Origin of the sequence: Streptomyces venezuelae (genome assembly GCF_008642275.1) — a bacterium.
In the GTDB taxonomy this organism is placed as follows: Bacteria; Actinomycetota; Actinomycetes; order Streptomycetales; family Streptomycetaceae; genus Streptomyces; species Streptomyces venezuelae_E.
In genome coordinates this window covers 7198042-7222535 of sequence record NZ_CP029189.1, presented here as the reverse complement: position 1 = coordinate 7222535, position 24494 = coordinate 7198042, and the positions used below count along the sequence as shown (strand labels likewise).

The 24494-nt window shown below is 73.6% G+C and carries 23 protein-coding genes; 16 read left to right on the top strand and 7 right to left on the bottom strand.

From position 1 onward, the window contains the following. Nucleotides 1-70: 70 nt before the first annotated feature. Both DEJ51_RS32010 and DEJ51_RS32005 read right to left on the bottom strand, forming a co-directional pair. On the bottom strand, nucleotides 71-790 hold the full coding sequence (locus DEJ51_RS32010; RefSeq protein WP_150261109.1) for a response regulator: 720 nt from the start codon (nucleotides 788-790) through the stop codon (nucleotides 71-73). Between the two features lie 15 nt (nucleotides 791-805). Then, nucleotides 806-2083, bottom strand: coding sequence for a sensor histidine kinase (locus DEJ51_RS32005; protein ID WP_150261108.1), 1278 nt, complete (start codon nucleotides 2081-2083; stop codon nucleotides 806-808). 264 nt (nucleotides 2084-2347) lie between these two features. Here DEJ51_RS32005 and DEJ51_RS32000 point away from each other — a divergent pair, with 264 nt between their 5' ends. Beyond that, nucleotides 2348-2782 (top strand): hypothetical protein, encoded by a 435-nt coding sequence (locus tag DEJ51_RS32000; RefSeq protein WP_150261107.1) that lies wholly within the window; start codon nucleotides 2348-2350, stop codon nucleotides 2780-2782. Nucleotides 2783-2862: 80 nt separating this feature from the next. Here DEJ51_RS32000 and DEJ51_RS31995 read toward each other — a convergent pair whose 3' ends face one another. Then, entirely contained in the window at nucleotides 2863-3651 is a 789-nt protein-coding gene (locus tag DEJ51_RS31995) for an SDR family NAD(P)-dependent oxidoreductase (RefSeq protein ID WP_150261106.1), read from the bottom strand. 100 nt (nucleotides 3652-3751) lie between these two features. Between DEJ51_RS31995 and DEJ51_RS31990 the strand changes: the two genes are divergently transcribed. The 6 genes from DEJ51_RS31990 to DEJ51_RS31965 all read left to right on the top strand — a co-directional run bounded on the left by DEJ51_RS31990 (nucleotide 3752) and on the right by DEJ51_RS31965 (nucleotide 8967). Then, entirely contained in the window at nucleotides 3752-4363 is a 612-nt protein-coding gene (locus DEJ51_RS31990) for a TetR/AcrR family transcriptional regulator (RefSeq protein ID WP_150261105.1), read from the top strand. 352 nt (nucleotides 4364-4715) lie between these two features. Continuing rightward, nucleotides 4716-6203 carry an ATP-binding protein gene (locus DEJ51_RS31985; RefSeq protein ID WP_223836067.1) on the top strand — a complete coding sequence of 496 codons (1488 nt, stop codon included), beginning with the start codon at nucleotides 4716-4718 and terminating at the stop codon, nucleotides 6201-6203. Nucleotides 6204-6205: 2 nt separating this feature from the next. Then, nucleotides 6206-6616 carry a roadblock/LC7 domain-containing protein gene (locus DEJ51_RS31980; RefSeq protein WP_411757368.1) on the top strand — a complete coding sequence of 137 codons (411 nt, stop codon included), beginning with the start codon at nucleotides 6206-6208 and terminating at the stop codon, nucleotides 6614-6616. Continuing rightward, nucleotides 6613-6972: a DUF742 domain-containing protein gene (locus DEJ51_RS31975; RefSeq protein ID WP_150261103.1), complete on the top strand. Its 360-nt coding sequence runs from the start codon at nucleotides 6613-6615 to the stop codon at nucleotides 6970-6972. The genes DEJ51_RS31980 and DEJ51_RS31975 overlap by 4 nt, the downstream gene beginning before the upstream one ends. Next, nucleotides 6953-7573 (top strand): GTP-binding protein, encoded by a 621-nt coding sequence (locus tag DEJ51_RS31970; RefSeq protein WP_150261102.1) that lies wholly within the window; start codon nucleotides 6953-6955, stop codon nucleotides 7571-7573. The genes DEJ51_RS31975 and DEJ51_RS31970 overlap by 20 nt, the downstream gene beginning before the upstream one ends. Then, on the top strand, nucleotides 7570-8967 hold the full coding sequence (locus tag DEJ51_RS31965; protein WP_223836066.1) for a cytochrome P450: 1398 nt from the start codon (nucleotides 7570-7572) through the stop codon (nucleotides 8965-8967). Before DEJ51_RS31970 ends, DEJ51_RS31965 begins: the two co-directional genes overlap by 4 nt. A 52-nt stretch (nucleotides 8968-9019) precedes the next feature. On the opposite strand, the gene DEJ51_RS31960 is transcribed toward DEJ51_RS31965, so the two are convergent. Both DEJ51_RS31960 and DEJ51_RS31955 read right to left on the bottom strand, forming a co-directional pair. Further along, nucleotides 9020-10114, bottom strand: a complete 1095-nt coding sequence (locus DEJ51_RS31960; RefSeq protein ID WP_223836065.1) for a terpene synthase family protein — start codon at nucleotides 10112-10114, stop codon at nucleotides 9020-9022. A 71-nt stretch (nucleotides 10115-10185) separates the two neighbouring features. Next, nucleotides 10186-11103: a class I SAM-dependent methyltransferase gene (locus DEJ51_RS31955; RefSeq protein WP_150261101.1), complete on the bottom strand. Its 918-nt coding sequence runs from the start codon at nucleotides 11101-11103 to the stop codon at nucleotides 10186-10188. Nucleotides 11104-11452: 349 nt separating this feature from the next. Between DEJ51_RS31955 and DEJ51_RS31950 the strand changes: the two genes are divergently transcribed. Further along, complete coding sequence (locus tag DEJ51_RS31950) at nucleotides 11453-12490, top strand: PP2C family protein-serine/threonine phosphatase (protein ID WP_223836064.1); 1038 nt, start codon at nucleotides 11453-11455, stop codon at nucleotides 12488-12490. Between the two features lie 79 nt (nucleotides 12491-12569). On the opposite strand, the gene DEJ51_RS31945 is transcribed toward DEJ51_RS31950, so the two are convergent. Next, entirely contained in the window at nucleotides 12570-13472 is a 903-nt protein-coding gene (locus DEJ51_RS31945) for a LysR family transcriptional regulator (RefSeq protein WP_150261099.1), read from the bottom strand. Nucleotides 13473-13546: 74 nt separating this feature from the next. Between DEJ51_RS31945 and DEJ51_RS31940 the strand changes: the two genes are divergently transcribed. The 3 genes from DEJ51_RS31940 to DEJ51_RS31930 all read left to right on the top strand — a co-directional run bounded on the left by DEJ51_RS31940 (nucleotide 13547) and on the right by DEJ51_RS31930 (nucleotide 16167). Then, nucleotides 13547-14524 (top strand): threonine/serine dehydratase, encoded by a 978-nt coding sequence (locus tag DEJ51_RS31940; RefSeq protein ID WP_150261098.1) that lies wholly within the window; start codon nucleotides 13547-13549, stop codon nucleotides 14522-14524. A gap of 63 nt (nucleotides 14525-14587) precedes the next feature. Next, the gene (locus tag DEJ51_RS31935; RefSeq protein ID WP_150261097.1) at nucleotides 14588-15682 is read left to right on the top strand and encodes a polyprenyl synthetase family protein; all 1095 of its coding nucleotides are present in this window, start codon (nucleotides 14588-14590) and stop codon (nucleotides 15680-15682) included. A gap of 272 nt (nucleotides 15683-15954) precedes the next feature. Continuing rightward, nucleotides 15955-16167: a hypothetical protein gene (locus tag DEJ51_RS31930; RefSeq protein WP_150261096.1), complete on the top strand. Its 213-nt coding sequence runs from the start codon at nucleotides 15955-15957 to the stop codon at nucleotides 16165-16167. A 39-nt stretch (nucleotides 16168-16206) separates the two neighbouring features. Here DEJ51_RS31930 and DEJ51_RS31925 read toward each other — a convergent pair whose 3' ends face one another. Next, nucleotides 16207-16521 carry an NIPSNAP family protein gene (locus DEJ51_RS31925; RefSeq protein WP_150261095.1) on the bottom strand — a complete coding sequence of 105 codons (315 nt, stop codon included), beginning with the start codon at nucleotides 16519-16521 and terminating at the stop codon, nucleotides 16207-16209. Nucleotides 16522-16646: 125 nt separating this feature from the next. Here DEJ51_RS31925 and DEJ51_RS31920 point away from each other — a divergent pair, with 125 nt between their 5' ends. The 5 genes from DEJ51_RS31920 to DEJ51_RS31900 all read left to right on the top strand — a co-directional run bounded on the left by DEJ51_RS31920 (nucleotide 16647) and on the right by DEJ51_RS31900 (nucleotide 24479). Next, the gene (locus tag DEJ51_RS31920; RefSeq protein ID WP_150261094.1) at nucleotides 16647-17888 is read left to right on the top strand and encodes a TerD family protein; all 1242 of its coding nucleotides are present in this window, start codon (nucleotides 16647-16649) and stop codon (nucleotides 17886-17888) included. Nucleotides 17889-18014: 126 nt separating this feature from the next. Beyond that, the gene (gene lanKC / locus DEJ51_RS31915) at nucleotides 18015-20684 is read left to right on the top strand and encodes a class III lanthionine synthetase LanKC (protein ID WP_150261093.1); all 2670 of its coding nucleotides are present in this window, start codon (nucleotides 18015-18017) and stop codon (nucleotides 20682-20684) included. After that, the gene (locus DEJ51_RS31910) at nucleotides 20681-20818 is read left to right on the top strand and encodes a SapB/AmfS family lanthipeptide (RefSeq protein WP_030723876.1); all 138 of its coding nucleotides are present in this window, start codon (nucleotides 20681-20683) and stop codon (nucleotides 20816-20818) included. Before lanKC ends, DEJ51_RS31910 begins: the two co-directional genes overlap by 4 nt. A 74-nt stretch (nucleotides 20819-20892) precedes the next feature. After that, nucleotides 20893-22680, top strand: coding sequence for an ATP-binding cassette domain-containing protein (locus DEJ51_RS31905; protein WP_150261092.1), 1788 nt, complete (start codon nucleotides 20893-20895; stop codon nucleotides 22678-22680). Further along, complete coding sequence (locus tag DEJ51_RS31900) at nucleotides 22677-24479, top strand: ATP-binding cassette domain-containing protein (protein ID WP_150261091.1); 1803 nt, start codon at nucleotides 22677-22679, stop codon at nucleotides 24477-24479. The genes DEJ51_RS31905 and DEJ51_RS31900 overlap by 4 nt, the downstream gene beginning before the upstream one ends. Nucleotides 24480-24494 lie beyond the last annotated feature (15 nt).

The following is a 24494-nucleotide window of genomic DNA, read 5'->3' as shown; positions in this document are numbered from 1 at the left end:
TTCCCCTCCCGGTCGCCGGACTCCATTGTGGGGGTGGGGAGGCCGCCGCGCGCGGGACTCCCCGGGACGCTCAGCCCGGTCCGCCCGCAGCGGGGTCGAAGGCGCCGGGGAGACTGGTCGGGCCGCCCGGCGTCACGAGGCCCGTCTCGTAGGCGAAGACGACGACCTGGGCGCGGCTGGAGAGTCCGAGTTTGGCCATCGCACGGTTGAGGTGCGTCTTCACGGTGGCCTCGCTGATGAAGAGCTGCCGGGCGACCTCCGCGTTCGTCGCACCCGTGGCCACGAGACGCAGGACATCGCGCTCGCGTCCGGTCACGGTGTGCCACTCCGGGGTGACCGCCCCGGGCGGGGCCGGCCCCGGGTGGTAGGCCTCGATCAGGCGTCTGGTGACGGTCGGCGCGAAGAGCATGTCGCCCGCGGCGACGGTGTGGATGGCGGCGACCAGGCGCTCGGGGGGCGTTTCCTTCAGCAGGAACCCGCAGGCGCCCGCGCGCAGGGCGTTGTAGACGTATTCGTCGAGGTCGAAGGTGGTCAGCACCAGGATCTTCGGTGGAGCCCCGCCCGCGTCACCCGCGCTGCGGAGGATGCGTTCCGTCGCGGTGATCCCGTCGGTGCCCGGCATCCGGAGGTCCATGAGGACGACATCGGGTGCGGTGGCCCCGGCCAGCCGGACGGCTTCTTCCCCGTCGCACGCCTCGCCGGCCACGGACAGCCCCGGCGCGGCGTTCAGCAGGGACACCAGGCCGGCACGGATGAGCAGTTGATCGTCGACCACCAGTACCGTGGGCATCGGGGAATTCGGTCCTCATCGGATATGGACGTCCCCGGTGCCCGGGGCCGGGAGGCTCCCCGGCCGGTCACTGGTGGTGGGCGCCGGGAGGGTGAGCCGCACCTCGAATCCGCCGAGGTCGCGGGGGCCGGCGGTGACCGACCCGCCGTAGATCTTCGCGCGCTCCCTCATGCCGATCAAGCCGTGACCAGGTGACATCTCCTTGTTTGGCCGGAAGTTGTCGCCTTGCTCGTTCGTCACGCGCACCACGACGGTGCGGCGTTCGTAACGGATGGTCACGGCCGCCGTGGTCGGCCCCGCGTGCTTGAGCACGTTCGTCAGCGCCTCCTGGACCACCCGGTAGACGCACAGGGCCATGCCCTGCGGGAGGCGGACCGGCGATCCGGTGGTCTCCATGGCGACGTCGACCCCCGCGCCGCTTACCCGCTCCAGCAGCCGCCCGAGCAGGTCGAGTCCGGGGGCCGGGGCGTAGGCGCCACCGTCCTCCCCCTGTCCGTCCTCCGCCCGTCCGTCCTGCTGCTCTTCCTGGCCGACGCGCAGGAGGACGAGCATCCGGCGCATCTCCTCCAGCGCCTCCCTGCTGGTGTCGGCGATGGTGTCCAGGGCCCGCCGGCTCGCTTCCGGATCGGTGGGGAACACGTACGAGGCCATGCCCGCCTGGAGCGAGATCACCGACATGTGGTGTGCGACCACGTCGTGCAGTTCCCGTGCGATGCGCACCCGCTCCTCCGTGAGCGCGCGGAGCGCGTTCTCCTCCTGCTGCCGGCGCAGCCGGTCGGTCAGTTCGGCGAACTGCCTGTTCCGTTCGGCGAGCGCTCCCGAGCCGCGTCCGACCACGAGGACGACGGCCGGGAAGAGGACCGCCTGCGCCAGGACGGTCGGCATGGAGCTGTGGTCGATGTTGCCGATCCCGGCGTACACCCACACGCCCGCCACGACGACCGCGCACACGGCCGCGGTGCGGGGGCGACGCGTCGCCGCCACCGTGTAGAGGCCGAGGAGCGGGGGCATCGAGTTGACGACGGGCCAGTAGCCGCAGGCGATGAACAGGGCCCACAACGCGCTGCCGGCGGCGAACACCTGGACGGGAGCGAACCTGCGGGCCACCATCACCAGACCCACCAGGGCGGTCAGGACCGCCCCCAGTCCGTCCACGGACCGCCACCCGGCCGGCGGCTCCTCCCGCCCGAGCAGCAGCCCGGCGCCTATGTAGCCCAGCGCGAGCAACGCGTCGACGGCCAGCGGCCGGTACCGCCCCCCGAGCCTGTCGAGGAATCCCGATCCAGCGTGCATCGGCGCAGCCTACGGGCCGTCGGGCCGCCGGGCCATGGGCCCGTCGCAGGAGCCGGGCCTACCGCGCCGGCACGGTCCGGCTACCGCCGCGGTTGCAGTCAGGACGCCCGCCACCCGCGCCGGGTGGAGATCCGAATCATCCCGGTGCGTGCCGCCGGGCGGCCTCCGGCCCGCCTAGCTTTCTGTCTGGCCGGCCGCCGGGCTCAGCGTGGCGGCGGCGCACCCACCGACTTCTGAATTTCCCGGGAAAGAGGAGACACAGCCATGACCATTTCCGTGAAGCGCACGCTGGTCGCAGCCTCCGCCGTCGCCTCGGCCCTCGTCATCGGGCTGGCGGGCACCGCGAGTGCGACCACCTTCGGCTTCAACCAGACGTCCGGCAGCGGCAAGGCCGAGATCAGCGGAACCTACGAGTACCACGTGTCGGGCACGATCCCGCAGACCAACGAGAAGCTCTACTCCGGGTCGTTCAAGGGCTCCACGGCCAAGGACAAGGTGGCGGGCGACGGCTACGAGGCCGTACTGGCCCTGGCCTACCAGGACTGGAAGGACGGCGCCTGGCATCCGGTGAAGAACTACGTGGCGGTGGTCAACGGCACGAAGAGCTGGACCTTCAAGAACAAGAAGGACGTCAAGGCCTACGCCTGCGACCGCAAGGTCGGCACCACCAAGCTGCTGAACTGCCGGGCCGCCTGGTAGGCAGGTCCCCCTGTCGCCCGGAGGGCGGGCCGTCACCCCTGTGACGGCCCGCCCTCCGGCGCTTTTCTTCCCCCGGCCGGTCAGGCCTTGAGGGCGCGCCCCGCCACCGTCAGGGCGAGGCGGCGGGGGGCCAGTGCGGACGCCGTGGCGGAGAGCCGGTTGCCGAGGCCGACGACGATGCTGGGCGGGGTCTTGCCGCGTTCCAGCGCCCGGCGCGTGGCGGTGACGACCTGCTCCGGGGTGGCCATCCGGCCCACGGCGGCGTCCCGGCTGCCGACGACGTCGAAGAACTCGGTGCGGACCGGCCCCGGCGAGACGGCGAGCACCCGCAGGGAGGAGGCGCGCGTCTCGTACGCGACGGCCTCGGTGAAGTTCAGCACGAAGGCCTTCGTGGCCCCGTAGACCGCCATCGCCGGGGTCGGCTGGTAGGCGGCCGCGCTGGCCACGGTGACGAGGGCGCCGCGGCCGTCGGCCGTCAGGGCGGGCAGGAACTCCCTGGTCAGTTCCGTGACCGCGAGCACGTTGAGCTGGATCATCTCGCTGATCCGGGCGGGGTCCTCGCCGGCGAAGGGCCCGTGGGTGCCGAAGCCCGCGTTGTTGACCAGGGTGTGGACCGGTACGCCGAGTTCGTCGAGCTCGGCGCGCAGCGCCGCCGCGGCACCGGGGCGGGCGAGGTCGGCGGCGATCGGGCGGGCGGTGACCCCGTGGCTGCGCTCCAGGTCCGCCGCCAGTTCCTGCAGCCTGTCGACGCGCCGGGCGACGAGGACGACGTCCGCTCCGCGCTGGGCCCACTGCCGGGCGAACTCGACACCGAGGCCTGCACTCGCCCCGGTGATCAGGGCTGTGGTTCCGCGGTATGTCATAGACATGGGTCGGCGCTCCGTTCCGGGACTCCGGTTGATGGTCGATACTTGAATGTAGGCAGAGCAAACATTGTTGTCAATGACAACATCGAGGGAGGAGACCGCCTTGGCCGACGCCGAAGCGCCCTATCACCACGGCAACCTCAGGGAGGCCCTGCTCGCGCGCGCGGAAGACGTGCTCGCCACCTCGGGGGCGGACAGCCTCTCCCTGCGCGCCCTCGCGCGGGACCTCGGCGTCAGCCATGCGGCACCGGGCCGCCACTTCCGCGACCGGCAGGCACTGCTGGACGCGCTCGCCGTCGGCGGCTTCAACCGGCTCAACGAACGCCTGCGGGCCGCCGTGGCCGAGCCCGGCCCCGTCACCACCCGGCTCGCCCGCATGGGCCGCGCGTACATCGGCTTCGCCGTCGCGCACGCCCCGCTGCTGAGCCTGATGTTCACGGCCAAGCACGCCGACGACTCCAGCGCGGAACTCCGCGAGCTCGGCCACCGGAGCCTGGACATCGCCGCCGAGCTGATCGCCCTCGCACAGCAGGAGGGCGCCGTACGGGCCGGGGACCCGGCCCGGCTCGCCCAGGTCGCCTTCTCCACGGTGCACGGCCTCGCGGCCCTGGCCGTCGGCTCCCTCCTGGAGGACACACCGCTGGACGAGGCGACCGACCTCGCCCTCGACATCCTGCTCACCGGCCTCGGCGCGGCCGGCCCGGACTCCCCGTAGCGCATTTCGGTCCGGTGCGCCACCGCAGGGCCCGGGGCCGCGGCCGGATCCGATCGGCACGCGGACGCCGATCCGGGCGCGCCGATCGCGGTCGGCGCGCCGCCGACCTCCCGTTACTCCGCCGCGCGGCGCACACCGGGCCGTTTCCGCGCCGGAATTCGGCGTCATCGATGGCGCATATCGGTTCCTCCGGTCCGATGAACTCCAACGAAAGCCCACATCAGGGAAGTTGGGCGTAGTTATGCTCCCGCCCACCGGTCAGAAGGCCCCCCTTTTCGATAGTTCGAGGACGCCGATGGAGCAAAGAGGTACGCCCCCCGAAAGTGCCCGCCTGGAGGGAAGAGCAAGCCGGATGCTGCCCGCGATCGCGGTCGTGGCCACCGCCTGCCTGATAGGGGCGCTCGCCTCCTCCTCCGCACCGCTCGGCACCGGGCTGATCGCCGTCGGCGCCGTGTGCACCGGAGCGGTCTTCGTCGAGGCGCGACGGCGCGGGCGCGCCCTCTCCGCCGGGCGCGCGCAGGTCGCGGCCCTCCAGCACGCCCTGGCCCGGCAGGAGACCGAGGCGGCCCGGCTGTCCCGGGCGGTTCTGCCCGAGGCCATCGAGCGCCTGCGCAAGGGCGAGCCGGCCGAGGAGGTGCTGACCGCCCTGGGAGGGCGCGGCGGCCACGGCACCCGCTGGGGTGACGACGAGGCCCTGACCCCGCGCTTCCGAGCCGCCCTCCAGGCCGTGCTGGCGCACGTCATCGACGCGGTCGACAACGAGGAGAGCCTTCGCGACTCCGCCCAGCGGGCCTTCGTGAACGTGGCCCGGCGCGTGCAGGCGATCGTCCATCAGCAGGCGCACGAGATGCGTGAGATGGAGGACCGGCACGGAACCAACCCGGACGTGTTCGGTGACCTCCTGCGGCTCGACCACGGCACCGCCCTGATCGGCCGGCTGGCCGACTCCATCTCGGTCCTCGGCGGAGCGCGCCCCGGCCGCCAGTGGAGCAGGGCCGTCACGCTGTACAGCGTGATGCGCGGCGCGATGTCGAGGATCATCGACTACCAGCGGGTGGAGCTGCACTCGGTCACCGAGGTCGCCGTCGTCGGTCCCGTCGTGGAACCGCTCATCCACACCCTGGCGGAGCTGCTGGACAACGCCACGCGGTACTCGCCGCCGCACACCCGGGTCCACCTCACGGCCGTCGAGGTGCAGTCGGGCATCGCCGTGGAGATCGAGGACGGCGGCCTGAGCATGAGCGAGGAGGCCCGCAGCCGGGCGGAGAGGATGCTCGCGCAGGCGCAGTCCGGCATCGACCTCAACGACCTGGGCGAGACCCCGCGGCTCGGTCTGGCGGTCGTCGGCCGGCTGGCCCAGGCGTACGGGTTCCAGGTGTCCCTGCGCTCGTCCGCGTACGGCGGCGTCCGCGCCGTGGTGATCGTGCCGCAGCACCTGATCACCACGGCGTCCTCCGCGACCGGTCTCGCCCACGGCATCGGCTCCTCCTCGGGCCCCAGGGCCGTGGCCGCAACGCCGCGTGAGCACCCCTCCGACCGCTCGTCGGCGGGCATGGGCGCGCCCCGGCAGGCTCCGGTGCCCAGCCAGGCGCCCGGCCCGGAGCCCGTCGGTGGCGGGCAGCCGGAGACCGGTGCGCGGACCGCGACCGGGCTCCCGCAGCGACGCCGGAAGGACCGTGTGGCCACGTACGACGTCCGGCCGGCTGTGGAGCCCCGGTCGGCGGACGACGGTGGCCCCGGAATGTGGCTGGAGGCGTTCCACAGCGGACTGTCCGGCACGCCCGGCCACGATGCTCCGGGCACCGAAGGAACGTCGGGTTCAGCGACCAAGGGGGCGTAGCAATGATGACTCAGCGAATCAGCAGCATGGACTGGATGCTCAAGGACCTGGCGGCCGGGGTGCCGCAGACGCGGCACGTGATCGTCCTGTCCGCGGACGGGCTCTGCGTGGCGCAGTACGGGGCCGAGACCGACACGGCCGACCGTCTGGCGGCGGCCTGTGCGGGCCTGCAGTCCCTGGCGGGGGCGGTGGCCGCGGAACTGCCCCGCTCGGAGGGGCGGATGCGCCTGGTCGTGATCGAGATGGACGGCGGGTTCTTCTACCTGATGGCCGCCGGTGACGGCTCCTACCTCGCGGTCCTCGCCGACGAAGGAGTGGACGCGGGGCTGATGGGAGCACAGATGCGCGCCCTCGTCACCCGAATGGGGGACCACCTGAGCAGCCCGCCCCGGCATGACGGGCACCCCGCGTGAGTGAGCCGCCCGCAAGCTGGGAGGAGAGCAGCCCCGAACGGCTCTACGTCATCACCGGCGGACGCAGTGGACCGTCCACCGCCGTCCAGCTGGACCTCGTGACCCTGGTCGTGGCCAAGGGCTCCGCCCGGCCCGAGATGCAGCCCGAGCAGGCGGCCATCCTGCGGATGTGCCGGTCACCGCTGTCGGTGGCCGAGATCGCCGCGTACGCGGGCCTGCCCGTCAGCGCCGTCACCGTGCTGGTCGGGGATCTGATGGCCGCTGGTCGCGTGTACGTCCGCCCGCCCGTTCCCGCCGCGCAGCTACCCGACCTTGCTCTGATCGAGGCAGTGATCGATGGACTTCAGAAGCTCTGACCCGCCCGCCGGGCCGCGCGAGGCGGACGTGCTCCCGCAGACGGCCGCGGCCGCCGTGAAGATCGTCATCGTCGGCGGATTCGGCGTGGGCAAGACGACGATGGTCGGTGCGGTCAGCGAGATCAAGCCGCTGACGACCGAGGAGACGATGACCCGGGCCGGTGTCGGCGTCGACGACACCTGGGGGGTGGACCGCAAGATCACCACCACCGTCGCCATGGACTTCGGCCGCATCAGCATCAACGACGAGCTCGTCCTGTACCTGTTCGGAACACCCGGCCAGGAGCGCTTCTGGTTCCTGTGGCGCGGGCTCTTCGAGGGCGCGCTCGGAGCCGTCGTACTCCTCGACACCCGTCGGCTGGAGATCAGCTTCGACGTCATCGGGCGGCTGGAGGAGCGGGGCGTCCCCTTCGTCGTGGCCGTCAACTCCTTCCCCGGCGCGCCCGAGCATCCGCTGGAGGAACTGCGCCAGGCCCTCGATCTGCCCCCCGCCGTCCCGATCCTCGTCTGCGACGCCAGACGGCGGGAGTCGTCCCGCGATGTCCTGCTGACCCTCATGCGCTACCTGCACGCCCAGGCAGCCACCCAGGAGGCAATGTGAGCACCACCCCCGTCCCGCCGCCCGAATGCCCCGCCCACGCGGCGGCGGCCGCGGCCGGCAGCCTGCACCGGCTGCACGGACCGGAGGCCCAGGCCGATCCCCTCGCGCTGTACGAGAAGCTGCGGGCCGAACACGGGGCGGTGGCTCCCGTGCTGGTGAGCGGGGACCTCCCGGCCTGGCTGGTACTCGGCCACCGGGAGAACCTCGACGTGGCACGCACGTCCTCGCGCTTCGCCCGCGACCCGCGGGGGTGGCGCGACATGAAGGAGGGCCGGGTACCGGCCGACACCCCGCTCGGCCCCATGGTGTCGTGGGTGCCGGTGTGCAACTTCACCGACGGTCCCGTCCACGAGCGGCTGCGCTCGGCCGTGGTGGAGTCCCTGGAGCGCTTCGACAAGCGCGGCATCCGCCGCCATGTGACCCGCTTCGCCAACCAGCTCGTCGACCAGATCGCGGGTGAGGGGTACGCGGACCTGGTGTCCGCCTTCTCCGACCAGCTCCCGATGCTGGTCATGACCCAGCTGATCGGGGCACCCGACGAACACGGGCCCCTGCTGGTCAACGCGGCCCGCGACATGCTCCAGGGGACCGAGACGGCCCTCCAGAGCGACCGCTACGTCACCGCCACGCTGGAACACCTGGTCGTCGAGCGCAAGGCCCGGCCCGTGCGCGACCTGGCCTCCTGGCTGATCGAGCACCCCGCGAACCTGAGCGACACCGAAGTGCTGATGCACCTGCGCGTCGTGCTGATCGCGGCGTACGAGACCACCGCCAACCTGATCGCGAACACGCTGCGGACCGTACTGACCGACCCGCGCTTCCGCGCCAGCCTCTCCGGAGGCCACATGACGCTGCCCGACGCCCTGGAACAGGTCCTGTGGGACGACCCGCCGATCAACACGATCATCGGGCGCTGGGCCACCGGTGACACCCTGCTCGGCGGCCGGGAGGTGAAGGCCGGCGACATGATCCTGCTCGGGCTGGCCGCGGGCAACGCCGACCCGCAGATCCGGCCGGATCCCGCGGCCTCCGTCCACGGCAACCGTTCCCACCTGGCCTTCAGCAGCGGCCCGCACGAGTGCCCGGGCCAGGACATCGGCCGGGCCATCGCGGACACCGGCATCGAGGTCCTGCTGGACCGGCTGCCCGACCTCCAGCTGGCGGTCGACGCGAGCGAGCTGCAATGGCGCGGCACCCTCATGTCGCGCCACCTGTTGTCCCTGCCGGTACGGTTCGCCCCGCGGCCCGTACCGCCGGCGCAGCCCCAGAAGGAGCAGCCCGCCGAGCACCCCGTGCACGCGCCCGTCCCGCCGCGGCCCACGACGGCCCCCACGGTCTCGGGGCGCCGCCGCCGCAGCGTCAGCTGGTGGCGCCGGCTGCTCGGCCTCGGCTGACGGCTTCCGCGCCGAGGGCTCCGGCCGTACCGGACGGAGCCCTCGGCGTCACTCAGCCGTGCACCGGCCGCCACCAGGACGCGAGGGCCGGCACGTCCGGAGCCCCGGTTCCGGCGAAGCCGGGCGCGTCGGCGAACCGGACTTCGAACCCGGCTTCCGGCAGCGGCAGTTCATGCCGGTTGCGCGGGCTCGCGTACCGCGGTGCCCGGCTCTGCCAGGCGATGGAGCCGGCCACGTAGTGGCCCAACGCCGCGAGGTGCCGGCGCAGTTCAGGGTTCGCGCCGGCCTCCACCTGCTCCCTGAGCGTCATGAAGCGGACCAGTACCCGGTCACGCAGGGCCACCGCGAGGGGCACGGCCTCGGCGGGCGGGCAGTTCTCCTGGTGGGCGAGGACGTTGACGAGATTCACCTCCCGCGGCTCCAGGTGGTCGTCCTTGTCGTAGGAGAACAGGTCGTTGTCCGCGCTGACGACGAACCCCGCCGCGTCCGTCAGCACCGTCACGGCGCGGGAGCAGAGCACCTCCGCCGGAAGCCGGTCCCCGCGCGCGACGTCGGACCAGGTCAGCGAGAAGCGCGTGCCGTTCGCCAGCGGCCCCATCGCGACGAAGTCGTTCAGCCCCGGCATGATCCCGGCCTCGGCCCGGGCGGCCCGCCAGGCTGCCCCGAGCAGCCAGTCGCGCGTCCCCTCGGTGAACCTGCGCAGCTCGTAGGGCGTGAGCATCGCATGGGTGCGGCGCACCAGGTCCAGCAGCGCACGGGTCATCGGGCCGTCGGGCAGCACCGCGGCCCCCGGGTCCTCGATGGTGCGCAGCAGCCGTACCCCGTGTTCGACGACGGCGCCCGTCCCCACCTCGTCGGCACCCGAATCCTGCCAGTCGTCGACGGCGTTGGCCCAGTAGTTCCACTCGGTGAAGAGCAGGAGGGCCTCCACGTTCCCTTCGGGGACGATGCGGCAGGAGAAGTCGGCGCTGTGGGTGGCGAGACCCCAGGCCCGCTCGACCGGATCGGGGTAGACGCCGAAGGCGTCCAGCCACTCCACCGCCAGGGCCTCCACCCGCTTCGCCTCGGGATGGACGAGGTCGCGCTCCAGGGGGCAGTAGAAGGACGGCAGGCGCGCTCCCAGGAGCGAGGGGCGCGGTGCGGGCACCGGTGCCCGCGACGGCGCCTGTGCCTGTGCCTGTGCCTGTGCCGGAGACCGTGCCGGTGCCGGTGACGCCGTCATCGGCGGCCCCCGATCCGGAAGCGCAGCAGCCGTGTCTGCACCGCGTGGTCACGCCAGAGCCGGAAGAACCTGCTGTGCGCGAGCGTCGACTGTTCGAGCCGTTCGCCGGTCCAGGCTCCGGGCTCGGTGTCGCCGCCCTCCCGCAGCCGGTCGAGTTCTGCGGTGTTCCACGCCATGGACTGCACCCAGAACTCCGCCACGGAGTCCGTCACGTCCTCCTCGTGCACGAGTTCGAACCCGGCCGCCTCGGCCGCGGCGAGGTATTCGTCTCTCAGTCCCAGCCGCGTTCTGTAGTAGCCGTCGATGAACTCGCGCCATGCGGAACGGCCTGCGAAATGCTCCTGGATCCCGAACCATCCACCGGGCTCCAGCGCCTTGGCGACGACCTCGAAGAGCCGGGTCCGGTCGGTGTAGCCGCTGCTCTCGTTGGCGTAGACGGCGTCGTACGCACGGGTCTCGTCCAGGTCGTGCACGTCCGCCAGCAGGGGGTTCACCCGCTCCCCGACCCCGGCGTGCCGGGCGAAGTGCCGGACGATCGGGACGTGTTCCGCCGCGACGGTGAGGCTGGTGACCGATGCTCCGTGCTCCTGCGCCCAGTACAGCGAGGTCCCGCCCAGGCCGCAGCCGATGTCCAGCAGGCGCCGGGGAGGCTCGTCGTACGCGCCCCAGGACCGGGCCGCGTGCTCGACGATCCGCTCCTGCGCGTCGAGCATGTGCTGCTTCAGCACGCTCTGGGGGGCGGTGCTGTCCGGCGGACCGTCCGGGTACAGCCCCACGTGGAAGTGGACACGGGGACCCGGGCCGTACTTGTGCAGGATCTCCTGCGTCTTGTGGCTGTAATAGAGGCGTATGGGGTCGTCCGCGGCCGAGACCTGGTCTCCGGGTAACGACGGCACGAGGGGGGTGACGCGCATGGGATGTCCGCCCTTTCGTGGGGTAGGGCCGCCTCCGGGACACGCTGTCACCGCACTCGTCGCGTCCCGTCCGGCACACTGTTGAAGCACGGATCATCGTGGCACTTCGCATGCCCCACGTCAGCCCACTGGAGCAACCCGGAACAGCCGGGGACCGGGCGCGCCGGAATCCGGGAGCGGCACCCCCGGCCCCAACGGACGGCTACTGTCCGCCACGGAGTGGCCACCGTCGTGGAGGCGTCCGGGCCCGACCGCCAGAGCGCTATGACCCGATTACGTAGATATCCTGTGAAGTGTGATCGAGTCTGGACGGCCGCGGCTACGCCGGCGCCCCGGCCCGGGAAGACTTGTGCGGCTGTCGCCGGTCATCCTGACCGTCGTCATCGCCAGCCTGGCGTACAACACTCCGCCGGAAATGGCCTTCAGCCGTCTCCTGCCCGCCGCGCCGGCCCTCGCCGCCGCCATGTGGCCGGTGCTGCCGACCGTTCTGCTCGGGACGGTCTGCCTCATCCTGATGATCGGCCTCAGCTTCGTCTTCCCCGACCTGGGGACGTGGTGGACGGCAGCGGGGATCATCGCGGTCACCGTGGCCGCCGCGTACGGAAGCCACGTCCGGCTGCAGCGGGAGCGCACCCTCTTCCAGGTGCGGCTCGTCGCGGACGCGGCCCAGCAGGTGGTCCTCAGCCCGCTGCCGCGCCGCTTCGGCGGCATCGAGATCGAGTCGCTGTACCTCGCGGCCGCGGCCGAGGCCCGCATCGGCGGCGACTTCTACGAGGTGGTCGACACTCCGTTCGGGGTCAGGCTGCTCATCGGCGACGTACGGGGCAAGGGCCTGCCCGCGGTGGGGGCGGCCGCGGCGATCGTCAACGCCTTCCGCGAGGCCGCCTACGGCGAGCCCGACATGGTCGACGTCGCACGCCGCATGGACGCCAGCAGCACCCGGTACAACGGCGCCTTCCCACCGGAGGGGCCGCTGGAACGCTTCGCGACGGCGCTTCTCGTCCAGATCCCGCATGGCGGCAGGCGCATCGACATCCTCAACTGCGGACACCCCCCGCCCCTGCTGCTGAGCCACGGAACGGTCCGTACGCTCGAATCCACCTCCCCCTCGCCCCTGCTCAGCCTCGCGGAGCTGATCGGCGACCACTACAGCGTCGACACCTTCGACTTCGCCCCCGACGACCTGCTGCTCCTCTACACCGACGGGATCGCCGAGGCCCGCGTCCGGGGCGGCGACTTCTTCCCGCTGACGGCCTGGATGCGCCGACAGCCCCCGACACCGCCCGACGAACTGCTCACGGCGCTCCACCGCGATCTCCTGCGCCACAGCAGGGGACGCCTCGACGACGACATCGCCGCCCTCGCCGTGCGTCTGTGCGAGCCCTGACCGGTGCTCCGCCCCGCTCCTTCCTGCCGGACGTGCTCGCATGACCGCCGGCGCCCCGGCCGCCCGGCGGCCGGGGCCGTCAGGGCCACGGGAGGGGCCGGGCCGCGGTCTCCTGGAGAACCTCCAGGAAGGCCGCGACCGGGGCCGGGAGCGGCGGTGCGCCGTAGACGACGGCATCGACGAAACGGTGGTCGTCCGGCAGGCGGTCGATCCTCACCCCGGGGTGGAGATGGGCGCGCAGGGCCAGGCCGGGCAGCGTGGTGACGCCGAGGCCGGCGGCCACGAGCGCCTGGGCCGCGACGTAGTCGTCCGTCTCGAAGGCGACCGCAGGAGTGAAGCCGCGCTTCCCGCACGCCGACAGGAGGTGCGTACGGCACCTCTCGCAGCCGGCGATCCACCGCTGATCCCGGTAGGTGTCGAGGTCGGCACGCGGCCCGGGCCAGGATCCGCCGGCCCGGCTGACGACGTAGAGCGGCTCGTGCAGGAGCGGTGTCACGGTGTGTCCCTGACGGTCACCGGGCCGGCTGTCACCGTGGTGGAAGGTCAGGGCGACATCCACCTCGCCGCGCCGCAGCGCCGCCAGGGCCTCGGGGGGCTCCGCTTCGGTCAGCGCCAGTTCGATGTCCGGGTGCGCGGCGCCGAACGCGGCGGCCACCGCCGGTACGACCGCGGCGAGCGCGGAGGGGAACGCCGCGAGGCGCACCCGTCCGGCGCCGAGCCCGGCATGGGCGGCGAGCTCGGTCCGGGCCGAATCGATCCGGCCGAGGATCTCCTCCGCGCGATCGGCGAGCAGCCGGCCCGCCCCGGTCAGCCGGATGCCACGGCCCGCCCGCTGGACGAGCGGCACACCGGCTTCGGCTTCGAGCCGCGCGAGGTGGTGACTGACGGAGGGCTGCGCGTAGTGCAGCGCGGCGGCGGCGGCCGTGACCGAGCCCTCGCGGGCGATGGCCGCGAACACCCGGAGCCGGTTCTCGTCGAACATTCATCGATGATATCGATGGTTTCATCGGAAACTGACATTTGTCCTATGGGTCGGCCGCCGCGCAGCATGTGGACATGCACAGTCCGACGATCTCCGACGTCCTTCGCGCGCGCCGCCTGCAGAGCGCGCACCTCTCCCCGACCCCCCTGCTGTCCTATCCCGCTCTCGACGCGACCGTCGGCGCCGGGATCCGGGTGCTGGTCAAACACGAGAACCTCCAGCCGACCGGCGCCCTCAAGGTCCGGGGAGGCGTCGCCCTGCTGGCCTCGATGACCCCGGACGAGCGTGCCCGGGGCGTGCTCTCGTACTCCACCGGCAACCACGCGCAGTCCCTCGCCCATGCCGCGGCGCTCTTCGGCGTCCCCTGCACCCTCGTCATGCCCGAGCACCCGAACCCGCTGAAGGCCGAGGCCGTGCGACGGCTCGGCGCCGAACTGGTCGAACACGGGGCAGACTTCGACGAGGCGCGCCGCCATGCCGAGCAGCTCGCGCCGCGGCGTGGAATGCGCCTGGTCAGCGCGGCGAACGAGCCGGCCCTGATCGCGGGCGTGGCCACCGCTTTCCTGGAGCTCTTCGAGCTGGAGCCGGACCTCGACGCGGTCCTCGTGCCGGTCGGGGGTGGCAGCGGGGCCGCCGCCGCCTGCCTGGTGGCGGCGGCGGTCAGTCCGCGCTGCCGCGTCATCGCGGTGCAGTCCAGCCGTTCGCCGGCCGCGCACGACTCCTGGCGCTCGGGCCGCTGCGTCGAACGTCCCAACAGCACGACGGCGGAGGGACTGGCCACCGGGTCGGGCTTCGAGCTGACGCAGCGTCTGCTCCGTGAGCACCTCGCGGACTTCCGGCTGGTCGACGACGACGCCATCCGGCAGGCGCAGTGGCTGCTCATGCGTGATGCCCGGACGGTGGCCGAGGCGGCCGCCGCCGCACCGCTGGCCGCGCTCCTCGCGGCACGCGACGGCCTCGCCGGGCAGCGGGTGGCGATCATGTGCACGGGCGGGAACGCCGGCGAAGCCGAGCTGCGCGCCTGCCTCTCCGCCGCTCCCGTGGGCGGCTGAACGGATGCACCGACGCCCCGGAGCGGATCCGGGCGGGCCGGGCCGTGCTCGATACTGATCTTCATGCATGCCAACGTCACCGCCGCCACCCTGGAACGCGTCGCCGGTCACCGGATCCGCTTCGACGCCCGGTTCGAGCAGTACTTCGACGGCCTCGGCGAGCGTTTCGACGTCCCGGTGCCCAGCCGGCACGTGCCCCGCTGCCTGGAGCTCCTGCGGGAGTTCTCGATGCGCGGCGGCAAGCGGCTGCGGGTGGTCCTGCTGTACGAGGCGGCCCGGCTGGTCACCACCGACGAGGTACCCGGGCTCGCCGAGGCAGCACTGAGCATCGAACTGCTGCAGACGCACGGGCTCGTCCACGACGACATCATCGACGACGCGCCGCTGCGCCGCGGGGGCCCCTCGACCTACTACGCGTACCGGCAGGAGTTCCCGGGCCAGGACGCGACGGCCCTCGGGCTCGCGATGCTCGCCGGGGACCTCGCCGCGTTCCTGTCCGCCCAGGTGCTGCTGGAGGCCGAGGCGCCCGCCGAACTCCGCCAGGCCCTGCTCGGCGTGCACACGCGGACCGCGGCGGAGACCGTGGCCGGGCAGATCGCCGACCTGGAGCGGGACTCGCACCCCCTGCCCGACGAGGAGTTCCTGCACACCGTCACCGACTTCAAGAGCGCGCGGTACTCCGTCCTCGCACCGCTGACCATGGGCCTGCTGGCCGCGGGCGAGGATCCGGCGCCGCACCGCGCCCGGCTGCACCGCTACTCCCGGCTCGTGGGCATCTCCGAGCAGATGCGCGACGACTTCCTCGACTTCTTCGGCCCGGCCGGAGACGGCCCGGCGGCCCAGGCGAAGTCCACCGGCGCCGACGTCCGCTCGGGCCGCCGCACCTACGCCGTCCGCGCGGTCCTGGCCGCCGCGACCGGGGCCGACGCGGCCCTCGTCGAAGCGGCGCTCGGCGATCCCGGCTGCCCGGACGAAACCCTGGGCCGGATCAGGGAGATCGCCCGCGCCGCCGGCGTGGACCGGCTGCTCAAGGCGGAGATCCGGCGGCACGCGGAGGCCGCAGCGGCCGAGGCCGCGTCCTGGGCGCCGTACTGGCGCGCGGAGGCCGTGGAGTTCTTCCGCGGCCTGCCGATGTGGAACGTGCACCGGATGTCCTGAGCGAGGCCGGGAGCCCACGGGCACCGACGGGAACCGTCACACGACGGCGGCGGATCCGGCCGTCCCCGCCCCGCAGCCCCTGGCGGGCAGCCGGACGATCCCTTGCAGACGGTCGGCTCCGGCCGGACCGCCCCGCGGCGCGGGCATGAGGCACGGCATTCGGGTGGCGGACCGCCGTGTCGGGAGGCCCGCCCCGGCCTGGTTCGCCATCCTGGGCCAGGCACGGCATCGTGATGGCCGCTGCCCTCCCCCACGGCGAGAAGGAGTACGGCATGCCGACGGACGCGGTCGGGCGTTTCCTCGCGGCTCTGGGTCCGCAGCAGCAGGAGGCCGTCACCGGCAGACCGCCGGAGGAGCAGGAGCGGCTCGCGGCCGCCTGGGAGCGGGAGCTGGCCTCGGACGACGAGCTCGACACGCTCGACGAACTGTCACCGCCCGCGGCGGAGGCCGAGGCGGCCCGTCGCGTCATGGACCGCGAAGGGTGACACGCACCGGCCCCGGGGGGCCGGTCCCGTCCGGTGCCTTCAGGAGGCCGGGGTGTCGAGTGGCCGCAGGAAGCGGCGCTCGTAGCGCTTGATGCAGCCCGTCTCGCGCGCCAGGTCGAAGGCGGCCTGGCACTCCGGATCGGACATGCTGTCCGTGCGGTACCGCTCGTAGGCGGCGAAGCCGGGGAAGGAGAAGAGGGCGTAGGCGATGTCGCTGTCGCCCTCACTGGGCAGGAAGTAGCCGTGGTGGGTGCCTCCGAACCGGTTGACCAGCCGGACCCAGCGGCGCCCGTACTCCTCGAAGTCCGCGAGCTTGTCCGCGTCGATCTCGTACTTCAGATGAATGGTGATCACCGCCCCATCATGCCGGGACCCGCGACTTCCCCCGGTACCGGAGCAATCGGCGCCTCCGGGGCGAGGACCGGGCCGAATCCTCGTACGCTGCGGAAGCGGGAGACAAGCAGCGGAAGGGGGACCGCATGTCCATGCGGAAAGGTGCCAACGTACCGGTGCCGAGTGCCACGGTCCGGGTGGAACTGGGCTGGCGAGGGGGTCCCGGAGCTCCTGACGTGGACGTCTCGGCCCTCCTGCTGACGGCGGCCGGCAAGGTGCGTTCGGACGACGACTTCGTCTTCTACAACCAGCCCGTGCACCCCAGCGGTGCCGTGCGCCACGAGGGACGGCGCCAGGAAGGCACGGGCGTGCTCGAAACGATCGGGGTGACGCTATCCGCGGTCGAGGAGGAGATCGGGACCGTGGTGGTCGCGGCTTCCACCGACGGCACGTTCGGTCAGGTGTCCGGCCTCTTCGTACGCGTACTGGACGCGCGGGGCGGCGTCGAGACGGCGCGGTTCGATGCCACGGACGCCACGTCGGAGACCGCGTTCGTGCTCGGGGAGCTGTACCGGCGGGCGGGCGCATGGAAGTTCCGTGCGGTGGGCCAGGGCTACGCCTCCGGTCTGGCCGGGCTCGCCACCGACTTCGGGATCACGGTCGACGATCCCGCCCCGGCCCCCGCCCCGGCCCCGCCTGCGCCGGTACCGGTGCAGCGGCCGGCGCATCCGCCCGCGCCCACCCGTCCGGTACGGCTGTCGAAGATCACCCTGACGAAGGCGGCCCCCGCGGTGTCGCTGACCAAACAGGGGGCCACCTCCGGCGGCATGCGGGTCAACCTCACGTGGAGCGCCGCCGTGCCGCCGCGGGGCTGGATGCGCAAGGGGCAGGACGCCGTCCGGCTGGAGGACGTCGATCTCGACCTCTCCTGCCTGTGGGAGCTGCGCGACGGGACGAAGGGGGTCGTCCACCCCATCGACGACCAGTTCGGCTCGTTCCACCAGCCGCCGTACGTCCAGCTGGACCACGACGACCGGACCGGTGCGAGCGAGGGCGGCGAGAACCTCGTGATCAACCTGGACCACGCGGCGGAGATCCGGCGCCTGCTGGTGTTCGTCGTCGTCTACGCCGGGGCCACCGGCTTCGCGGGGCTTCAGGGCGTCGCCACGCTCCATCCGCCCGCCGGACCGCCGATCGAAGTGCGTCTGGACGAATGCACCGTCCCGTCACCGGTGGCCGCGATCGCGCTGATCGAGAACGTGGGCGGGGAGCTGATCGTCCGGCGGGAGGCGAAGTACCTCCTGCCTGCGCCCGGCGTCTTCAAACAGCAGGCGGCGGACATCGAGTACGGCTGGGGCATGAGCTGGCAGCCGGCGAGCAAGGACTGACCCGCCGGCCCCTTTCCGCCCCTTGGTGACTCGTGCGTACTGCACGCCCCATCGGTGACAGCCGCGACTGTCGCGGCCCTCGGGCCGCGTGACAGCGTTGGCCCGTCACCGACCGAGGGAGCAGGAGTGAACAAGGGGTACGCCGCCTTCTGCGACGCCGACCGCTGGTTCTACGACGCGCCGTACCGGCGGTCCGAGGAGAACTACCCGGCCGCGCTGGCCCCCGTACCGGCGGGGTGGCAGACGCACCGCAGCGGGGACTGGCTGGCGCTGCGGCCCGTCGACGCCCGGCTGCCCTCCCAGGGCTGGAAGATCCACGTGTCGGCGTGCCTGGACAACGCAGAGTCCGTGCTCGAACGGGTCCGCGCGTACTGCCTGGAGCGCCGGATCGCGTTCAAGTTCGTGCCGAGCCGGTACCTGCTCCACCTGCGCAACGCCAAGTACGCCGACCGCGCGGCCAGCGGCAAGTTCCTCACCGTGTACCCGGCGGACGAGGAGCAGTGCCGGCGGACCGCCGAGGAGCTCGACGCGCTGCTGGCCGGTGAGGCCGGGCCGTACATCCTGAGCGACCTGCGCTGGAACGACGGTCCCGTGCACCTGCGTTACGGGAGTTTCACCCTGCGGCACTGCTACGACGACCGCGGCGAGCTCGTCCCGGCGATCGAAACACCGGACGGCCGGCTGGTACCGGACCCGCGCGGTCCGGTGTTCCAGCCGCCCGAGTGGGTCGAACTGCCCGCGTTCCTCGCGCCCCATCTGGCCCGGCGGGCCGCCGTCACCCTCGAAGGCCTTCCCTACACGGTCGAACGCGCCCTGCACTTCTCCAACGGCGGCGGTGTCTACGCCGGCCGTGACGTGCGCACCGGCGAACCGGTCGTCCTCAAGGAAGCGCGCCCCTTCGCGGGGCTCGCGGCCGACGGGGCGGACGCCGTGACCCGACTGCACCGGGAACGCAGGGCCCTGGAGCAACTGGCCGGGCTGGACTGCGTGCCCGCGGTCCACGGCACCTTCACCGTGGGCGACCACCACTTCCTGGTGATGCGGTACCTGGAGGGCAAGCCCCTCAACACCTACTTCGCCCGCCGGCACCCGCTGATCGAGGCGGACCCCGATCCCGCGGAGCTCGCGGAGTACACCCGGTGGGCGCTGGAGGTCCACCGGCGGGTGACGCGGGCCGTGGAGGCCGTGCACGCCCGCGGCATCGTCTTCAACGACCTGCACCTGTTCAACATCATGGTCGCGGAGGACGAGGCCACCGGGGCCGTGTCGGTCGCGCTGCTCGACTTCGAGGCCGCCGCCCACGTGGACGAGGGCCTCCGCCAGACCATCGCCAACCCGGCGTTCGTCGCCCCGGCCGGCCGCCGCGGCTTCGCCGTCGACCGGTACGCCCTGGCCTGCCTGCGGCTCGCCCTGTTCCTGCCGCTGACCAGCCTGCTGGTGCTGGACCGGGCCAAGGCCGTGCATCTGGCCGACATCGCCGCCGAGCAGTTCCCGGTGCCCCGCGGCTTCCTCGACGAGGCGGTACGGGAGATCCTCGCGGACCCCGGTCCCGGTTCCGGTCCTCATGCGGCCCCTGCTTCGGGCGGCCGTGCGACCGTACGCCGTGCCCGCCCCTACCTGCCCGTCGAGCCGGGCGACCGGGACGCCGCATGTGCCTCGATGGCGGCGGCGATCCGGGCGAGCGCCACCTTCGACCGCGAGGACCGTCTCTTCCCCGGGGACCCGGCCCAGTTCGCGGCCGCCGGCGGTGGAACCGGCTTCGGCCACGGAGCGGCCGGTGTGCTGTACGCGCTCGCCGAGACCGGTGCCGGCCCCTGGCCCGAGGCCGAGGAATGGCTGCTGGCCCGTACGAAGGAGCCCGTCTCCGGGATGCCGCTGGGCTTCTACGACGGCCTCGCCGGTCTCGCCTGGACCCTGGAACGGCTCGGCCACCGCGACCGCGCGCTCGCCCTGGCCGAGCAACTGCTCGACCAGCCCTGGCAGTCGGCCGGACCCGACCTGCACGGCGGACTCGCCGGGATCGGCCTGGCGCTGGACTGGCTGGGCTCGGCCACCGGCGAGGGCGCACTGCACACCGCGGCCCTGCGCTGCGCCGAGCTCCTCGCCGATCGTGCGACCACGTCCGGACCGAACCGGGCCGGTCTGCTGCACGGGCACAGCGGCCCCGCGCTGCTCCATCTGCGGCTCTACGAACGCACCCGTGACCAGGAGTTGCTGCTCCGGGCCGGCCGGGCCCTGCACCGCGACCTCGACCGCTGCGTGACCAGCGTCTTCGGCACCTTGCAGGTCGACGAGGGCTGGCGCACGATGCCCTACCTCGGCGCAGGCAGCGTGGGGATCGGCATGGTGCTCGACGACTGGCTGGAGCACGCGCACGACGACCGCTTCGAACGCGCCCGGCCGGAGATCGTCCGCGCCGCCCAGGCGACCTTCTACGCCCAGCCCGGCCTGTTCCGCGGTGCGGCCGGAATGATCCTCCACCTGGCGCGGACCACGACGCCGGGTCCGGGATCCGGCCCCGCGGACATCGCCCGGCAGGTGGCGGCCCTGGCCCGGCACGCGGTCCCCTACCAGGGCTTCCTGGCCTTCCCCGGCGAGCAGATGATGCGCCTGTCCATGGACCTGTCCACGGGCACGGCCGGCGCTCTCCTGGCCCTCGGCAGCACCGCGCCCGACGGGCGCGCACACCTGCCGTTCCTCCCGCCGCCGCGGTCCACCGCGGCGGCCCCAGAGCCGGTCCCCCTCGCGGGGGCCGTGTCCCATCGGAACACCACAGTGAAGAGGAAACGGACATGACGCTTCTCGACCTGCAGTCGATGGAAACCCCCAAGGAAGAGACCACCGAGGCCGCGCACGGTGGTGGCGGCGGCAGCCGCGCCAGCCTGCTGCTCTGCGGCGACAGCAGCCTGAGCATCACGACCTGTAACTGATCAGGGATCAGGTCCTCCCGGGCCCGGGCGGTTCGCCGCCCGGGCCCGCACCACACCCCTGGAGGCCGCGCCCCATGACCGTGCCCGATCCCCCCGGCGAGGCGTCGGCCGCCCGCGCGGCCGACCGGGCCCTGCGGGCGGCCGCGCGGCACAGCGCGGGCCGTCTCGCCGCCGTGTCCGGCTGCTCGGTGGCCGCCGCCGGCGCGGCCCTGGCCGAGCCGGCGGTCCTCGGCCACACCCTCGATCTGCTGCTGCGGCAGGACCCCGCCCGCGTCCGGTGGACCGTGTGGTGCGCCGTGGTGATCGCCGCCGAGGTGCTGCTCGACGCGGCGACGGCCCGCCTCACCGGCGGTGTCGACGCCCGGTCCACCGCCTGGCTGCGGCGGCTCGGGCTCGGGCGGCTGCTGCGTACCGCGCCGCACCATGCCGCCCGTCACTCCCCCGGTGAGCTCTCCGCCCGGCTGACCGCCCAGGCCACCACCGCCGGCGCCGTACCGGCGGCCGTCGTGACCGCGTCCGTGGCCCTGGTCCCCCCGCTCGGCGGACTCGTGGCCCTGGTCCTGGTCGACGTGTGGACCGCCCTGGCCTTCCTCGCCGGACTCCCGCTGCTCGCCTTGCTGCTGCGGGCGTTCGCCCGTGACTCGGGTGCCAGCGTCAGCCGCTACCAGGAGGTGCAGCTCGACCTGGCCGGCCGCCTCGTGGAGGCCCTCGGGGGCGCCCGCACGATCGCCGCCGCCGGCACCGCCGAGCGCGAACAGGCCCGCGTACTGGCCCGGTTGCCGGAGCTCGGCGCCGAGGGACGGCGGACATGGCGGATCTACGGCGCGACGATGGCCCGTACCGGAGCCCTCATGCCGCTGCTGCTGTACGTGGTCCTCGGCGTGGGCGGGGTCCGGCTCGCGGAGGGGGCCCTCGGCGTCGGCGGGCTGCTCGCCGCCGTCCGCTACGCGGGCCTCGCGGCCGGGGTCGGGGCCGTGACGGGGCGGCTGGCGGCCGTGGTGCGCGGCCGGGCCGCCGCCCGCCGCACCGCGGCCCTCTTCGAGCTCCCCGAACTCCCTCAGGGCGAAAGGCGGTTGCCCGCGTCGGGGCCGGGCACGCTTCAGCTGTGCGGGGTACGGGTCGTCCGCGCGGGCACCGTGCTGCTGCACGGCGTCGACCTGCGGATCCCCGGCGGTACGACCGCCGTCGTGGTCGGCCTCTCGGGTTCCGGCAAGTCGACGCTGGCCGCGGTGGCGGGCCGGCTGACGGCCTGCGACGCGGGCCGCGTGCTGCTCGACGGTGTGCCGCTCGACGAGCTGTCGGCCGAGGAGCTGCGCCGCGAGGTCGGCCACGCCTTCGAGCGGCCGGCCCTCTTCGGGGAGAGCGTCGCGGCGGCCGTCGCCTTCGGCGGCGGGCCGGGCCCGGCCCCCGAGGCCGTGCGCGCCGCGGTGCGGGCGGCCGGGGCCGACGCCTTCGTCCGCCGCCTGCCCGAGGGGTACGACACGGCGCTCGCCGATGCGCCGCTGTCCGGGGGCGAACTGCAACGCCTGGGCCTGGCGCGGGCGTTCTGCCGGGTTGGGCGGCTGCTCGTCATGGACGACGCGACGTCGAGCCTGGACACCCGCACCGCCCGCGAGGTGGAACGCGCCCTGGCGGACGGGGTCCGGCCGGGGACCCGTCTCGTCGTCGCCCACCGCGCCTCCTCGGCCGCCCGCGCCGACCTCGTCGTCTGGCTGGACGCGGGACGGGTCCGGGCCACCGGTACGCACGCGGAGCTGTGGCGGGACCCCGGCTACCGGGCGGTGTTCGGCGTGGGGGCGCCGGACCCGCGAGCGGAACCGGAACCGGCCTCAAGGCCGCCCGGCCGGAAAGCGGTCCGATGAGCGAGTACGGCACCTGGCGCCGGGTGTCCCGCGAGGGCCGCCGTTTCCTGCGCGGCCGGATCCGGACGCTGGGCCGGCTCGCGCTGTGGTCCCTGCTGGAGTCCGCGCACACCTTCCTCGGCGGCTACGCGGTGGCCCGCGCCCTCGACGACGGCTTCCTCGCCGGCCGGACCGGTACCGGCATCGGCTGGCTGGCCGTGGCCGGCGCGGGCGCTCTGCTCGGCGCCCTCGCGCTGCGGGGGGTGTTCGGCGGGCTGGCGGACCTGGTCGAACCGCTGCGCGACGGCCTGGTGCGGCGGTCCGTGCGCCAGGCGATCGGGCGCGCCGTCGCCGATCCCGGGCGGGCCGGTGACTCGGGCGCGGTGTCCCGGCTCACCCAGCAGACCGAGATGGCCAGGGACTCCTTCGCCGGACTGGTCCTCGTCGCGCGGTCGTTCGTCTTCACCGCCCTGGGCGCGCTGCTCGGGCTGGCCGCCCTGGCCCCTGTCCTGCTGGTCCTGGTCCTGCCCGCGCTGCTCCTGGGGACGGCCGCCTTCCTCACCACGCTGCGCCCGATGGCACGGGTGCAGCGCGCCGCGCTCGACGCCGACGAGGCGTTGTCCGCGCGCACGGGCGAACTGGCGGCGGGGCTGCGCGACGTCCTCGCGTGCGGGGGCGGGGCGGGCGCCGGAGCCGGGGTGGAGTCGCTGATCGCCGAGCAGGAGGGGCTGACCGGGCGGCTCGCGCGGTGGACCGCCCTGCGCACGCTGGCGCTGGGTGTCGCGGGGCGGCTGCCGGTCGTCGTCCTGCTGGCCGGGACGCCCTGGCTGACCGGGCGCGGGGTGAGCGCGGGGGCAGTGGCCGGGGCCCTCACCTACCTCGTGCAGTCGCTGCTGCCCGCCCTGGACGCGCTGATGACGGCGGTGGGCGCGGCGGGGACCCGGCTGCTGGTGGTGCTGGACCGGTTCTGCGATCCGCGGCCGGCCCCGCGACCGGCATCCGAGGCCCCCGCGCAGGGGCCGGGGCCGGAGGCCGCACCGCCCGCACCGCCCGCGCAGCTGGCTCCGCCGGCTCCCGCCGTCGAACTGCGCCGGGTCCGCTTCGCCTACGGTCCCCGCGCGCAGCCGGTGATCGACGGCCTCGACCTGGTGGTCCGGCCGGGCGAACACCTGGCGGTGGTGGGGCCGAGCGGCATCGGCAAGTCCACCCTCACCGCGCTGATCGCCGGTCTGCTGCCGCCGGGCCGGGGAAGCGTACGGGTGGCGGGCGCCCCCGCAGGCGCGCTCGCGGACGTCCCCGCGGGGCACGGTGGCGGCCCGGGGCCCGGCCCCGATGTCCGCCGGACGCTGCTGCCCCAGCAGGCGTACGTCTTCACGGGTACGGTCCTCGACAACCTGACCCACCTGTCCCCGGGTCCGGTGCCGCGGGGCGAGGTGGAGCGGGCCACGGCCGCCCTCGGCTCGGACGCCCTCGTCGCCCGGCTCGGCGGACTGGACGCGGCCGTGGATCCGGCGCGGCTGACCCCGGGCGAACGGCAGCACCTCGCCCTCGCCGCCGCCTTTCTCTCCCCCGCCCCCCTGCTGTTGCTGGACGAGGCCACCTGCCATCTCGACCCCCGGGCCGAGGAGCACGCCGAGCGGGCGCTCGCACGACGCCCCGGCACGCTGGTGGTGGTCGCCCACCGCATCTCTTCCGCCGCCAGGGCCGACCGGGTCCTCGTACTCGACGGGACCCGGGCGGTGTGCGGCACGCATGCGGAGCTGCCGGCCAGGTCGGCCCTGTACCGGGAGCTGGTGGGCCTGTGGGACGCCCCGGAGTGAGGGAGGGTCCGGCGG

Coding starts and splice junctions, on each gene's coding strand:
- DEJ51_RS31920 (WP_150261094.1), top strand. CDS start 16,647: ATGTCCATGCGGAAAGGTGCCAACGTACCGGTGCCGAGTGCCACGGTC.
- DEJ51_RS31970 (WP_150261102.1), top strand. CDS start 6,953: ATGGACTTCAGAAGCTCTGACCCGCCCGCCGGGCCGCGCGAGGCGGAC.
- DEJ51_RS31985 (WP_223836067.1), top strand. CDS start 4,716: ATGCTGCCCGCGATCGCGGTCGTGGCCACCGCCTGCCTGATAGGGGCG.
- DEJ51_RS31935 (WP_150261097.1), top strand. CDS start 14,588: ATGCATGCCAACGTCACCGCCGCCACCCTGGAACGCGTCGCCGGTCAC.
- DEJ51_RS31995 (WP_150261106.1), bottom strand. CDS start 3,651: ATGTCTATGACATACCGCGGAACCACAGCCCTGATCACCGGGGCGAGT.
- DEJ51_RS31900 (WP_150261091.1), top strand. CDS start 22,677: ATGAGCGAGTACGGCACCTGGCGCCGGGTGTCCCGCGAGGGCCGCCGT.
- DEJ51_RS32010 (WP_150261109.1), bottom strand. CDS start 790: ATGCCCACGGTACTGGTGGTCGACGATCAACTGCTCATCCGTGCCGGC.
- DEJ51_RS31905 (WP_150261092.1), top strand. CDS start 20,893: ATGACCGTGCCCGATCCCCCCGGCGAGGCGTCGGCCGCCCGCGCGGCC.
- DEJ51_RS31980 (WP_411757368.1), top strand. CDS start 6,206: ATGATGACTCAGCGAATCAGCAGCATGGACTGGATGCTCAAGGACCTG.
- DEJ51_RS31930 (WP_150261096.1), top strand. CDS start 15,955: ATGCCGACGGACGCGGTCGGGCGTTTCCTCGCGGCTCTGGGTCCGCAG.
- DEJ51_RS31910 (WP_030723876.1), top strand. CDS start 20,681: ATGACGCTTCTCGACCTGCAGTCGATGGAAACCCCCAAGGAAGAGACC.
- DEJ51_RS31940 (WP_150261098.1), top strand. CDS start 13,547: ATGCACAGTCCGACGATCTCCGACGTCCTTCGCGCGCGCCGCCTGCAG.
- DEJ51_RS31955 (WP_150261101.1), bottom strand. CDS start 11,103: ATGCGCGTCACCCCCCTCGTGCCGTCGTTACCCGGAGACCAGGTCTCG.
- DEJ51_RS32000 (WP_150261107.1), top strand. CDS start 2,348: ATGACCATTTCCGTGAAGCGCACGCTGGTCGCAGCCTCCGCCGTCGCC.
- DEJ51_RS31945 (WP_150261099.1), bottom strand. CDS start 13,472: ATGTTCGACGAGAACCGGCTCCGGGTGTTCGCGGCCATCGCCCGCGAG.
- DEJ51_RS32005 (WP_150261108.1), bottom strand. CDS start 2,083: ATGCACGCTGGATCGGGATTCCTCGACAGGCTCGGGGGGCGGTACCGG.